Annotated in this window: 11 protein-coding genes; 5 read left to right on the top strand and 6 right to left on the bottom strand. The window is 72.6% G+C overall.

What is annotated here, in order from left to right:
• Nucleotides 1-120 precede the first annotated feature (120 nt).
• The 6 genes from gyrB to dnaA all read right to left on the bottom strand — a co-directional run bounded on the left by gyrB (nt 121) and on the right by dnaA (nt 9,470).
• Nucleotides 121-2,187, bottom strand: a complete 2,067-nt coding sequence (gene gyrB, locus AC0GKK_RS15590) for a DNA topoisomerase (ATP-hydrolyzing) subunit B (protein ID WP_251783308.1) — start codon at nt 2,185-2,187, stop codon at nt 121-123.
• Between the two features lie 508 nt (nt 2,188-2,695).
• Nucleotides 2,696-3,412 carry a DciA family protein gene (locus AC0GKK_RS15595; protein WP_322789684.1) on the bottom strand — a complete coding sequence of 239 codons (717 nt, stop codon included), beginning with the start codon at nt 3,410-3,412 and terminating at the stop codon, nt 2,696-2,698.
• Nucleotides 3,413-3,469: 57 nt separating this feature from the next.
• Entirely contained in the window at nt 3,470-4,657 is a 1,188-nt protein-coding gene (recF, locus tag AC0GKK_RS15600; protein ID WP_405420712.1) for a DNA replication/repair protein RecF, read from the bottom strand.
• A 36-nt stretch (nt 4,658-4,693) separates the two neighbouring features.
• The gene (gene gnd, locus AC0GKK_RS15605) at nt 4,694-5,626 is read right to left on the bottom strand and encodes a phosphogluconate dehydrogenase (NAD(+)-dependent, decarboxylating) (protein ID WP_244326313.1); all 933 of its coding nucleotides are present in this window, start codon (nt 5,624-5,626) and stop codon (nt 4,694-4,696) included.
• Between the two features lie 128 nt (nt 5,627-5,754).
• Nucleotides 5,755-6,909: a DNA polymerase III subunit beta gene (dnaN, locus tag AC0GKK_RS15610; RefSeq protein WP_489881953.1), complete on the bottom strand. Its 1,155-nt coding sequence runs from the start codon at nt 6,907-6,909 to the stop codon at nt 5,755-5,757.
• Between the two features lie 1,043 nt (nt 6,910-7,952).
• The gene (dnaA, locus tag AC0GKK_RS15615) at nt 7,953-9,470 is read right to left on the bottom strand and encodes a chromosomal replication initiator protein DnaA (RefSeq protein ID WP_489881954.1); all 1,518 of its coding nucleotides are present in this window, start codon (nt 9,468-9,470) and stop codon (nt 7,953-7,955) included.
• On the opposite strand from dnaA, the gene AC0GKK_RS15620 reads away from it, so the two are divergent.
• From AC0GKK_RS15620 to yidC, 5 genes are all read left to right on the top strand, one after another.
• Entirely contained in the window at nt 9,382-9,777 is a 396-nt protein-coding gene (locus AC0GKK_RS15620; protein ID WP_489884080.1) for a hypothetical protein, read from the top strand. The two genes, dnaA and AC0GKK_RS15620, sit on opposite strands and share 89 nt — an antisense overlap.
• Before the next feature lie 443 nt (nt 9,778-10,220).
• On the top strand, nt 10,221-10,358 hold the full coding sequence (rpmH, locus tag AC0GKK_RS15625; RefSeq protein ID WP_020622600.1) for a 50S ribosomal protein L34: 138 nt from the start codon (nt 10,221-10,223) through the stop codon (nt 10,356-10,358).
• Between the two features lie 27 nt (nt 10,359-10,385).
• A complete protein-coding gene (gene rnpA / locus AC0GKK_RS15630) occupies nt 10,386-10,772 on the top strand; it encodes a ribonuclease P protein component (protein ID WP_062399033.1) in 387 nt (128 codons plus the stop codon).
• 41 nt (nt 10,773-10,813) lie between these two features.
• Nucleotides 10,814-11,179: a membrane protein insertion efficiency factor YidD gene (yidD, locus tag AC0GKK_RS15635; protein WP_489881955.1), complete on the top strand. Its 366-nt coding sequence runs from the start codon at nt 10,814-10,816 to the stop codon at nt 11,177-11,179.
• Between the two features lie 40 nt (nt 11,180-11,219).
• Nucleotides 11,220-12,359, top strand: a complete 1,140-nt coding sequence (yidC, locus tag AC0GKK_RS15640) for a membrane protein insertase YidC (RefSeq protein ID WP_476653217.1) — start codon at nt 11,220-11,222, stop codon at nt 12,357-12,359.
• Nucleotides 12,360-12,446: the final 87 nt, after the last annotated feature.

Here is a 12,446-nt window from a genome sequence, read left to right on the forward strand (position 1 = left end):
ACCGGTTCGACCCGGCCCCCACCCTCTCCGCCGCCTGCCGCGGGGGCGGCGGGGTCGATCGTGTCCGTCACGAAGTCTCCTCGTGCGTGTTCATACGTGCGTCTGGATCAGATGTGTGGATCAGACGTCCAGGAAGCGCACGTCCTTGGCGTTGCGGGTGATGAAGGACCGGCGGGATTCGACGTCCTCACCCATCAGCACCGAGAACAGCTCGTCGGCGGTGGCGGCGTCGTCCAGGCTCACCTGCAGCAGCAGCCGGTTCGTCGGGTCCATCGTGGTCTCCCACAGCTCCTTGGCGTCCATCTCGCCGAGACCCTTGTAGCGCTGCACGCCCTGGTCCTTGGGGAGCTTCTTGCCCGCGGCCCGGCCGGCCTCGATCAGGCCGTCGCGCTCGCGGTCGGAGTAGGCGTACTCCGGCTCGGCCCCGCGACCGGACCACTTGAGCTTGTACAGCGGCGGCTGCGCCAGGAACACGTGCCCGTTCTCGATCAGCGGGCGCATGAAGCGGAACAGCAGCGTGAGCAGGAGCGTCCGGATGTGCTGGCCGTCGACGTCGGCGTCGGCCATCAGCACCAGCTTGTGGTACCGCAGCTTGGCCAGATCGAAGTCGTCGTGGATGCCGGTGCCCATCGCGGTGATGATCGACTGGACCTCGGTGTTCTTGAGGACGCGGTCGATCCGGGCCTTCTCGACGTTGATGATCTTGCCGCGGATGGGCAGGATCGCCTGGTGCATCGAGTCGCGGCCGGCCTTCGCCGAGCCGCCCGCGGAGTCACCCTCGACGATGTAGAGCTCGCAGCTCTCCGGGTCGCGCGAGCGGCAGTCCGACAGCTTGCCGGGCAGGCCGCCGATGTCGCCGGCGCTCTTGCGGCGCACGAGCTCGCGGGCACGGCGCGCGGCCAGACGGGCCTGGGCCGAGGAGACCGCCTTGGTGACGATCGTCTTCGCCTCGGTGGGGTTGCGCTCGAACCAGTCGGCGAGCCACTCGTTCGACACGCGCTGGACGAACGACTTGACCTCGGTGTTGCCGAGCTTGGTCTTGGTCTGGCCCTCGAACTGCGGCTCCGAGACCTTGACCGAGACGATCGCGGCGAGGCCCTCGCGGATGTCGTCGCCGGACAGCGCCGGGTCCTTCTCCTTGATGAGCTTCTTGTCGCGCGCGTACTTGTTGACCGTCGCGGTCAGCGCGTGGCGGAATCCCTCCTCGTGGGTGCCGCCCTCGTGCGTGTTGATCGTGTTCGCGAAGGTGTAGACCGACTCGGAGTAGCCCGAGTTCCACTGCATCGCGACCTCGACCTGGTGGCCGGGGCCCTCGCCGGTGTAGCTGACGATCTTGCGGTGGATCGGGTCCTTCGACTTGTTCAGGTGCGCGACGAAGTCCTCCAGCCCGTTCGGGTAGTGGAAGACGTACTCCTTGGGCTTGGCCACGTAGCCCTCGGCGTCGGGCTCGGCGTCCGCGTCGACCTCCGGTACGGGCGCCTCGATCGGGTTGCCGTCGGAGTCCACCGCGTCCGACGACGGGACACCCGCCGGCTTCTCCGGCCGCCGCTCGTCGCGCAGGACCATGGTGAGGCCCTTGTTCAGGAACGTCTGCTCCTGCAGCCGGCGACGGATCGTCTCCAGCGTGTAGCTGGTCGTCTCGAAGATCTTCGGGTCGGCCCAGTAGGTGATCGTGGTGCCGGTGTCGGCCTTCTTCGTGGTGCCGGCCTCGACGAGCTCGCCGGGCACGGCGTACTCGTAGTGCTGGCGCCAGATCTGGCCGTCGCGGCGGACCTCGACGTCGAGCGCGGTGGACAGCGCGTTCACGACCGAGACGCCGACACCGTGCAGACCACCGGACACGGCGTAGGACTTGTCGTCGAACTTGCCGCCGGCGTGCAGGCTGGTGAGGACGACCTCGAGGGTCGGCTTCTTCTCCACCGGGTGCATCTCGACGGGGATGCCGCGGCCGTCGTCCTCGACGCGGATGCCGCCGTCGGCCTGCAGGGTCACGACGACCTTCGTGGCGTGACCGGCCATCGCCTCGTCGACCGAGTTGTCCACCACCTCCCAGATCAGGTGGTGCAGGCCCCGCTCACCGGTCGAGCCGATGTACATGCCGGGCCGCTTGCGGACCGCCTCCAGGCCCTTGAGGACCGTGATGGACGACGCGCCGTAGGCGTTGTTCGCTGCCTTGTCGGAAGCCACGGGTAGCTGCTTCTCCTCGCCACGTGAACCGCCCGCGCGACGCGCGCACCACCGGTGCGACGACGACGGAACGGTTCCACCGACCGGGCGCTCTGGTCATGTCTTGGGGAGCCACCCGGGAAACACCTGTCGATCCTACCCGTCGGGACCGACGGAAAGATGGGAAGGACCCACCCAGAAGCGCCACAGACGGGCGAACGGCGTCCGGTGCGGGATCGGACGTGCCCCTGCGGGGTCGAGCGGACCGGCGGCCGTGTCATCCCGCGCTCACCGCCGACGAGAGACACGAGGCCGGCGGGGTGCAGCTCCTCACCCGATCCGGCCCTCCGCGGCCCCCGCGGCGACGTGACGCGCCTACACGTGCACCCCGGCGCCCACCACCCGTTCGGCGGCACCCACTCCCCTGCCCGATGCTCCCAGGGGAACTTTCGTGGCTTAGAGCGCTACGAGGGTTCCCCTGGGAGCACGCCGGGGCGGTGCCCGGGCGGAGCGGAAGGCAGGGCGCGGATCAGCCGTAGGTGTCGCGGGGGCCGCGGCCGCGGACGTGCCGCGGACCGTGCCGCCAGCTCGGCCCGCTCGGCCCGACGACCCGGATCCGGCGCACGACGTCCGGCCCGACCGCGGCGGCGAGCCGGGTCAGCAGCTGACGCTGCAGGGTCCGCAGCTGGGTGGCCCACGCCGTGGACTCGGCCTGCAGGGTCAGCTCGCCGTCGCGCAGCGAGACCGGTGTGCAGTGGTCGGCGACGTCCGGCCCGACCAGCTGCGGCCACCGGCCGAGGACGGTCGCGTCGGTCAGCCGGTTCGACCAGCCGCGGTCCACCGACACCCGCGACACCAGACGTCCGAACGGCTGCGGGTCCCGGTCGTCGGGCCCCGCCCCCGACCAGCGACGACGACGCCCCCGCCCGGAGACCACGCGCAGCTTGGGCCGGTCGGCCCGGGCCCGCTCCTCGGCCTTGCGGGCCGACGCCTCGCGGGCCGCACGCAGCGCCTCACGCGCGAGGTCGGCTCCGCGCAGGTTCGCGCGGTCGCCGGCGAGCAGGTCACCCTGCTCCCCCGGGACACCGCCGCCCGGGACGTCCCCGCCCGTGACCGCGTCGTGACCGGGACCGGTGTCGCGTCCGTCCCCAGGCTCGGCGCCGTCGGTGCCCGGTCCCCGGCGTCCTGTCCTCCGGTTTCCGGTTCCGGAACGGCGTCCGTCCCCCGGTGCTCCTGAGTTATCCACAGTATCCACAGCCTTGTCCCCAGAATGCCGTGACACGTTCGAGACCTGACGGGGCGATCACGCGGGCACCTCGCCGTCGCGGCTCACCGTCCGGTCGCCGACGGCGAACCGGACCCCGTCGAGCTCCGCGGGCACGTCCTCGGCCACCGCGGCGGTCACCAGGACCTGCTCCGCGTCGGCCACCAGGCCGGCCAGCGCGCGGCGGCGGGCCGAGTCCAGCTCGGCGAAGACGTCGTCCAGCACGAGGACCGGCTCGACGTCGTCGGCGTGCAGCAGGCGGTAGGACGCCAGCCGCAGCGCCAGCGCGAACGCCCAGGACTCGCCGTGGCTGGCGTAGCCCTTCGCCGGTCCCTCGCCCAGGGCGAGGTCCAGCTCGTCGCGGTGCGGGCCGACCAGGCAGACCCCGCGTTCGACCTCCTGGGACCGCACCTCGGCCAGCCGGTCCAGCAGCAGCGACTCCAGGTCCCCGGTCGACGACGGCAGCTCCGCGACCCCCGCCGTCCCGAGGCTGGACCGGTAGTCCAGGCCGATCGGGTCCGACGACGGCGCGATCGCCGCGAACGCCTCGCGGGCGTAGGGCGCCAGCGCGACGACGAGCTCGCGCCGCCCGGCCAGCAGCGCCGCGCCGGTACGGGCGAGATGCCCGTCCCAGACCTCCAGCGTCGCCAGGTCGTCGGGCAGCTCCGGGTCCGCGGCCACCGGCGCCCGGGACCGGCCACGGGCCCCGCGCAGTGCCGGCTTCGCGGACTTCAGCAGGGCCGAGCGCTGGCGCAGGACCTTGTCGTAGTCGGCGCGGACGCCGGCGTAGCGCGGGAACCGCGCGACGAGCAGCTCGTCGAGGAAACGCCGGCGCTCCGACGGGTCGCCCCGCACCAGCGCCAGGTCCTCCGGCGCGAACAGCACGCTGCGCAGGATCCCCAGGACGTCGCGCGGCCGCGAGACCGGTGAGCGGTTGACCCGCGCCCGGTTCTGCTTGCCGTTGTTGATCTCCAGCTCGACGCCGAGCTTCCGGCCGTGGTGGTGCACCTCGCCGCGGACGACGGCCTGCTCGGCCCCGCGCCGGATCAGCGGCGCGTCGGAGGAGACCCGGTGCGAGCCGAGGGTGGCGAGGTAGCCGATCCCCTCGACCAGGTTGGTCTTTCCGACGCCGTTGGACCCGACCAGCACGGTCACGCCGGGGTCGAGCTCCAGCTCGGCCTCCGGCCAGGACCGGAAGTCGGTGACCGAGAACCGCCTGAGGTACACCGCCTGGTCACCCTTCCCGTCCGGCTCGGCGCCGGGTCACTGCTGCGTCGAACCGCCGCCGGACGACGGTCCCGCCTTGTCGCCCGGGGCACCGGCCGGCCCGGACTTCTTCACCGCGTGCCCACCGAACTGCTGGCGCAGCGCGGCGACGGCCTTCATCGCGGGCGACTCGGCCTGCCGGGAGGAGAACCGGGCGAACAGCGCCGCGGAGATGACCGGCAGCGGCACCGCGTGCGCGATGGCCTCCTCGATCGTCCAGCGGCCCTCGCCGGAGTCGTCCACCCAGCCCTCGAGCTGGTCGAGACGGGGGTCCTCCTTCAGCGCGTCGACCAGCAGGTCGAGCAGCCAGGAACGGACGACGGTGCCGCGCGACCAGGCCTGGATCACCCCGGGCACGTCGGTGATCAGCTCGCTGGCCTCCATCAGCTCGAAGCCCTCGGCGTAGGCCTGCATGAGGCCGTACTCGATGCCGTTGTGGACCATCTTCGCGAAGTGGCCCGCGCCCACCGGCCCGGCGTGCGCGAACCCCTCCTCGCGCACGCCCTCGGGACGCAGCGCGTCGAAGATCGGCATGGCGCGCTCGATGTGCTCGGGCTCGCCGCCCGCCATCAGGCCGTAGCCGTTGTCCTTGCCCCAGATCCCGCCGGAGACGCCGCAGTCGACGTAGCCGATGCCGTGCGCGTCGAGCAGCGCGGCGTTGGGCTGGTCGTCGGTGTAGCGGGAGTTGCCGCCGTCGATGACCAGGTCACCGGGATCCAGCGTGGTCGCCAGCGTGGCGACGGTGTTCCGGGTCGGCTCGCCGGAGGGCACCATGACCCACACGACGCGCGGCGCGGCCAGTGCGCCCGCGAGCTCCGCGAGCGAGGCCACGTCGCTGACCTCCGGGCGGGGGTCGTAGCCGACCACCTCGTGCCCGGCGGCCCGCAGCCGCTCCCGCATGTTGCCGCCCATGCGGCCGAGTCCGATCATGCCGATCTGCACGGCAGTGGCCCCCTTCGCGTCCGTGCCGCCGGCATGCCCGTAGGGCACCGGTGGCCCTCGTCGATCACACCGCGGACGAGTCTTCCCCCTCGCCGGGACACCCGCCCGGCGGGGGGTCAGCCGGGCAGCCGCACCGGCATCAGCAGGTGCAGGTAGCCGGACTTCTCCGGCGACGGCGCCTCGCCGGCGTCGTCGGTGGCGGGCTTGGGCACCGGGCGGACCAGCGCGGGCCGGTTCGGCGTGGTGAACGTCAGCTGGGCGCGGTCGGTGTGCAGCGCGCCGAGGGCGTCGAGCAGGTAGCCCGGGTTGAACGCGATCGTCAGCGGGCTGCCGTCGAGCGCGCAGGGCAGCTCCTCCTCGGCGGACCCGACGTCGTCGCCGCCGGCGGCCAGGCGCAGCCCGTCCTCGCCGAACTCCATCCGGATCTGGGCGACCCGGTCCGCGACGAGCGAGACGCGCTTGATCGCCTCGACCAGCAGCGCCACGTCGAGCTCGACCGCGGTGGTGTGCTCGGCCGGGATGAGCTGGCGGAAGCGGGGGAACTCGGCGTCGAGCAGCCGGCTGGTGGAGCGGCGGCCGCCACCGGTAAGCCCGAGCATCCCGTCCCCGGCCGACAGCGCGATCTCCACGGTGCCGGACCCGGCGAGGGTCTTGGCGACCTCGGCCAGGGTCTTGGCCGGGATCAGCACCGCGGTCGAGATCGAGGCGTCCTCCGGGGACCACTCGAGCTCGCGGACGGCGAGCCGGAACCGGTCGGTGGCCGCGAGCGTCAGCTGCGAGCCCTCGATCTCGAGCCGGATACCGGTCAGCATCGGCAGCGTGTCGTCCCGCCCGGACGCGACGGCGACCTGGGCGACGGCGGCGGCGAGCGCGTCGGCGGCGACCGACCCGGCGCGCTGCGGCATGTCGGGCAGCTGCGGGTAGTCCTCGACCGGCATCGTCGGGAGGCTGAACCGGGAGTTGCCGCAGTTGATCGTGGCGCGGGAGCCGTCGATGGTCAGGTCGACCGGCTTGGACGGGAGCGCGCGGGTGATGTCGGCCAGCAGCCGACCGGAGACGAGCGTGCGGCCCGGCTCCCCGACCGTCGCGTCGAGCTCGACGCGCGCCGAGGTCTCGTAGTCGAAGCCGGAGACGGTCAGCTTCTCGCCGGACTCGCCGTCGGACTGGATGAGGACCCCGCCGAGCACGGGCACCGGCGGACGAGCCGGGAGGCTGCGCGCCACCCAGGCGGCCGCGTCCGCGAGGACGTCGCGTTCGACCCGGAACTTCATCTGGAGACCTTCCCCGGTAGCGCCCGGCTCGGACCACGGCGCGGGGCCGGGTCGTCGACGGGACGGCGGTGCGGCGGCGGACCGGTTCGTCCTCCGGGTCCGGCCGGCGCCGTGGCCCGGAGGGGGCTGCGGAGCGGGGTGGCCGGAACGGGATCGGAAGCCGGGGTTCGCCGGGACGCTCACGGTAGAGCCTCGCCCCGACAGTTTCCACGCCACCCCGGTGCCCGTTCGGTGTCCCCGTCCGTGACCCCCGTCCGGGGGTCGGTCCACACAGGTGTTCTTGGGAAGAAGAGATAGAGAGAGACAAACCGTCGTAGTACTAAGTCCTGTGCACAGTGTGGATGGAGCGCATCCCCGCTGGTCAGCAGGCCGCGTCGGCTGGGGATGCGGCGGTGGGGGCACCCGTTGACAGGTCCGTGGAGCGGTGGACCGACGGCGTCGACCCCCATCCGTCCCCGGTTCATCCCGGGTTCACCACAGAGTTGTCCACGGATCCCGGGCGATCCGTCCACGGGGCTGCGACGATCCATCCACAGAGTTGTCCCCAGATGTGGGTGGAAACGTGGTGGATCGTGGACCCAGGGTGATGGCGGGCACAGACCGTTCGGCACTCCCGCATTGCACGATGAACCCACAGACGTCCCACCCGTCACAGGAATGTCGACGGAGCGTGACCGGCGGGTGAGCGCAAGCGATCACCGGGACGAGTGGTGAAGCGCCGAGCGCCCACTACCGGACGACGAACGGGAGTGGTGGGACCGACACGCGGGTGACGCCACGCCGGCCCCGATCGGTACCACGCCGGACGGCCCCGGTGTCCCGGCCGTCCGCGGCGGCGGGGGTGCCGATCACCCGGGGACGGCCCGCAACGCGCCGCAGCGGCGATCTGGGGGCCGTGGCCCCTGTGGGTTGCACGGGATCGGTCCCGGTGCGCGCGGTGACCGCCGGGAACGCGTCCTGCCTGGTCACGGTGGGGCCGGCCGGGCTGTGGAGAAGCGGTGCGACCGGTGGACAACCCGCCTCGGGCGGGCCACCGGAGAAGGTCAGTGCCGGGCGCGCAGCTTGATCCGCGCGGTCAGCTCCTGCACCTGTTCGAAGGTCTTCCGCCGGAGCGAGATCTCGTTGCGGATCTTCTTGTCGGCGTGCATGACGGTCGTGTGGTCCCGGCCGCCGAAGGTCTGCCCGATGCGCGGCAGCGACAGGTCGGTCAGCTCGCGGCACAGGTACATGGCGATCTGGCGGGCCTGGGCGAGCGCCTTCGTCTTGCCGGGCCCGGACAGCTCGTCGAGCGTGAGGCCGAAGAACTCGGCGGTGACCGCCATGATCGTCGGCGCGGTGATCTCCGAGGCTGCGGAGTCCGGGATCAGGTCGCGCAGCACGATCTCGGCGAGCTGGGTGTCGACGGCCTGCCGGTTCAGCGACGCGAACGCCGTGACCCGGATCAGCGCGCCCTCGAGCTCGCGGATGTTGCGCTCGATCCGCTCCGCGATGAACTCCAGGACCTCACCGGGGACGGCGAGCCGGTCCTGCGCGGCCTTCTTCCGCAGGATCGCGATCCGCGTCTCCAGCTCGGGCGGCTGGATGTCGGTGATGAGGCCCCACTCGAACCGTGTGCGCATCCGGTCCTCGAGCGTCTCGAGGCGCTTGGGCGGCCGGTCGGAGGAGACGACGATCTGCTTGTTCGCGTTGTGGAGGGTGTTGAAGGTGTGGAAGAACTCCTCCTGCGTCCCCTCCTTGCCCTCCAGGAACTGGATGTCGTCGACCAGCAGCACGTCGACGTCCCGGTAGCGGCGCTGGAAGGCGACCTTGCGGTCGTCGCGCAGGGAGTTGATGAAGTCGTTCGTGAACTCCTCGGTACTGACGTACCGGACCCGCATCCCGGGGAACAGCCGCTGGGCGTAGTGCCCGACGGCGTGCAGCAGGTGGGTCTTGCCCAGCCCGGACTCGCCCCAGATGAACAGCGGGTTGTACGCCCGCGCCGGCGCCTCGGCCACCGCGACCGCGGCGGCGTGGCTGAACCGGTTCGAGGCACCGATGACGAAGGTGTCGAAGGTGTAGCGCTCGTTGAGCCGGGTCTGCGACCGCGGCGCGACCGGGTCGCCCGCCTGCGGCGCGGTGTAGGCCGGCCACGAGGTCTGGCCCTCGCGCGAGCCCGGCTCCGGGCGCCCGGTGGGCTGCGGCGCCCACCCCCGGACGACGACGGCGCCGGCTCGGCCGACCAGCCGCGGTCGATGCCCGATGGGCCGGCGTCGTCGCGGCGGGCCCCGTCGGCGAAGCCGTTGCCGTACCCGCCGTCGACGCCCGCCTGCGGCCCGGTGTCCGGGCCGGCGCCGTCGGCGGGGCGTGCTCGCGCGCGGGGCGGTCGTGTGCGGGACGGGCGTCGTGGTCCCCGTCGGCCGACGCGGCCGGGTCGTCGCCGGCCCGGCCGCCGGTGCCGGTGTCGCGGACGCTGTCCCCCGCGGTGACGCCGCGGTGCATGCCGAACCCGGGCGGGTCGGGGACCTCGGTGCCGCCGGACGCCGCGGAGGCGTCGACGACGACGGCGAGGTTGACCGCCACACCGAGGTGGCGGCCGAGGGCGTCGCTGATCGGCCTGCGCAGGATCCGCTCGATGGCGTCCTTCGCGAACTCGCTCGGCGCGGCGAGCAGTGCGGTGCCGTCGAGCAGGCCGAGGGGACGGGTCAGGCGCAGGAACGCGCGCTGCTGCGGGGAGAGGGCGGGTGTGCCGGACTCGGCCGACGCGCCGGAGAGATCGGCGATGACCCGGTTCCAGACCGCGCCGAGATCGCCCGGCTGGTCGGTCATCCGCGTTTCCCCCTCCCGATCGACCGCCGCCGGCGGTCTGCTCCCCCGGAGCACTGGCGATGAGCCGTCCGGACACGAGGACTCGGCCTCGGGGGCGATGTATCCCCAGAGTTGTCCACACTTGTGCGTAAAGGTACGCAGCAGGTCCCGGCCGACGCGCATCGGGGCACCGGCCGTCGGTCGTGTGGAGGTCTCGGTCGGGGTGCGGGCGGTCGTTACTCCCGCGCCGGTCCCGGGCGGGGTCGGCGACGCTAGCAGCAGCCGTCGTGGCGGGCGTCCGGCGGGGTCGCGGCGCCCGGTGGGGGCGGTTTGACCCCCTCGAAACGCGCTGCGTACCCTTGACGACCGGACACCTGGTCGGATGGGCGTGTCGCGCCCGTCGAACGCGGCTCCCCGCATCTGTCGTTGTGGAGCGTCGTGTGGCCGGTGGCCCGCGAACCCGAGCCAGTGACCGTAGACATCTCGGCGTCGCAGGACGCCTGCGAACCGCCGACCAGGAGCCGACCGTGAGCAAGCGTACTTTCCAGCCGAACAACCGCCGCCGGGCCAAGACGCACGGCTTCCGGCTGCGCATGCGCACCCGCGCCGGCCGCGCGATCCTCGCTGCGCGCCGTCGCAAGGGGCGCGGCAACCTCTCGGCCTGACGGCCGGCGCCCCCACCGGCCCGCGCCGTGCTGCCGGCACACGCCCGGCTCACCCGCCGGCCCGAGTTCGCCTCGACGATCAGGCGCGGACGACGTGCCGGCCGGTCGAGGCTGGTGGTGCATCTCGACCTGACCCGCCCCGGCGGCGTGCCCGAGCACGCCTCGCCGAGGGCGGGTTTCGTCGTGAGCAAGGCCGTCGGCAACGCCGTGGCCCGGCACCGGGTCTCCCGGCGGCTGCGCCATCTGGTCGCGGACAGGCTGACGGCGCTGCCCGCCGGCGCGGCACTCGTCGTCCGAGCGTTGCCGCCCGCCGGTGACGCCTCGTCCGCCGAGCTGGCGGCCGACCTCGACTCCGCACTGCGCGCGGCGCAGCGGCCGCGCCGTCCGCGCCCGGCCGCGGACGGCCCGCGATGAGCACGACACACGACGCGGCCCCGACGGGTGAGGAGGCTCCGATGGACGACGGGGAGCTCCCCGGCGCACGGCCCGGTGTCGGCGCGCGGGCCGCCATGGCCGCGGTGCGCTGGTACCAGGTGTGGATCTCCCCGAACCTGATGCCGAGCTGCCGGTTCCACCCGAGCTGTAGCGCGTACTCGGTCGAGGCGTTCCGCGAGCACGGCTTCGTGCGCGGTCTCGGCCTCACCGTGTGGCGGTTGCTGAAGTGTGCCCCGTGGCACCCTGGCGGGTGGGATCCGGTGCCGCCGCGCCGGCGGCGCAGCGACGGGGTCCCGCGCAGCGGCACCGGACCCGACCCCGGGCCGGAGCAGACGTCCACCGACCCGCCCCGGACCGAAGGCCTCTCACGCGGTACGGACCGCTGACCCGCGGGCCCCGCCCGAGACCACGAGGAGCAACGCAGCAGTGCTGGACTTCATCTACTACCCCGTCAGCTGGATCATGTGGGTCTGGCACAAGGTCTTCGGCTTCGTCCTGGGCGACGACAACGGGTTCGCCTGGGCGCTGTCGGTCGTCTTCCTCGTCTTCACGCTGCGCGTCATCCTCTACAAGCCGTTCGTCGTGCAGGTCCGCTCCATGCGCAAGATGCAGGAGATGGCCCCGGAGATGCAGAAGCTCCGGAAGAAGTACGCGAACGACCGCCAGAAGCTCGCCACGGAGATGCAGAAGCTCCAGCAGCAGAACGGCGCCAACCCGCTCATGGGCTGCCTGCCGATCCTGGTGCAGATCCCGGTGTTCATCGGTCTGTTCCACGTGCTGCGCGAGTTCAAGCCGGGCAAGACCGAGAACTACGTCTTCAACGCGGCCGAGAACGCCTCGTTCGTCGACTCGAGCCTGTTCGGCGCGAAGCTGGGCTCGGCCGTCTGGCCGCTGCAGAACACCGCGTCCGTCGCCGAGCTCGGTGGCAACCTGGTCTCGCAGTGGATCGTGATGATCCCGCTGATGATCGCGGCCGGCATCTTCACCCACATCACCGCGCGCCATTCGGTCGCCCGCCAGCAGGCGCAGATCGCCGCCGGCACCGTCGCGGCGAACCCGCAGGCCGAGATCATGCAGAAGCTGATGCTCTACGTGTTCCCGATCGGTGTCGTCGTCGGTGCGCCGTTCCTGCCGCTCGCGGTCCTCTTCTACTGGGTCGCCAACAACCTGTGGACCCTCGGCCAGCAGTACGTCGTCTACCGCAAGATCGACGCCGAGGAGTCGGACAAGGCCGAGAAGGCCACCGAGTCCGCCAAGGCCCGCGCCCCGCGCCCCGGCCAGAAGCCGCTCCGCGACGTCCGTCGCGGCTCCGCCGAGGACGTCCGTGAGATCGCCGACGAGCCGATCCAGCCGGCCGAGGAGGAGGCTGCCGAGGCGGCGTCCGAGGCCCGTGCCACCGGGTCCGACGGTGCCTCCGCCGGCACCGGCGCGACCCCCGACGGGCAGCGCAACGGAACGGCCCGCAACGGGAACGGCAACGGTTCCGGTAACGGCCAGAAGAAGCCCGGGGCGAAGCCGGTGCAGAAGCGTCCGGGGGCGAAGGCCCGGCGCGGCAAGCGTCGCTGACCGTCCCACCGCACCACCCCGACAGACCCCGGCGCCCCCGCCGGCCCCGGCGGACCCCACCGCCGCGCGGGCCCGGGCGCGACGGAC

The sequence above is a fragment of the Pseudonocardia sp. P-1 genome (genome assembly GCF_058111925.1).

Bases quoted from the DNA above. Each gene is read 5' to 3' on its own strand.
- gnd (WP_244326313.1), bottom strand. From the start codon at position 5,626: ATGATCGGACTCGGCCGCATGGGCGGCAACATGCGGGAGCGGCTGCGG.
- dnaN (WP_489881953.1), bottom strand. From the start codon at position 6,909: ATGAAGTTCCGGGTCGAACGCGACGTCCTCGCGGACGCGGCCGCCTGG.
- yidD (WP_489881955.1), top strand. From the start codon at position 10,814: ATGGACGACGGGGAGCTCCCCGGCGCACGGCCCGGTGTCGGCGCGCGG.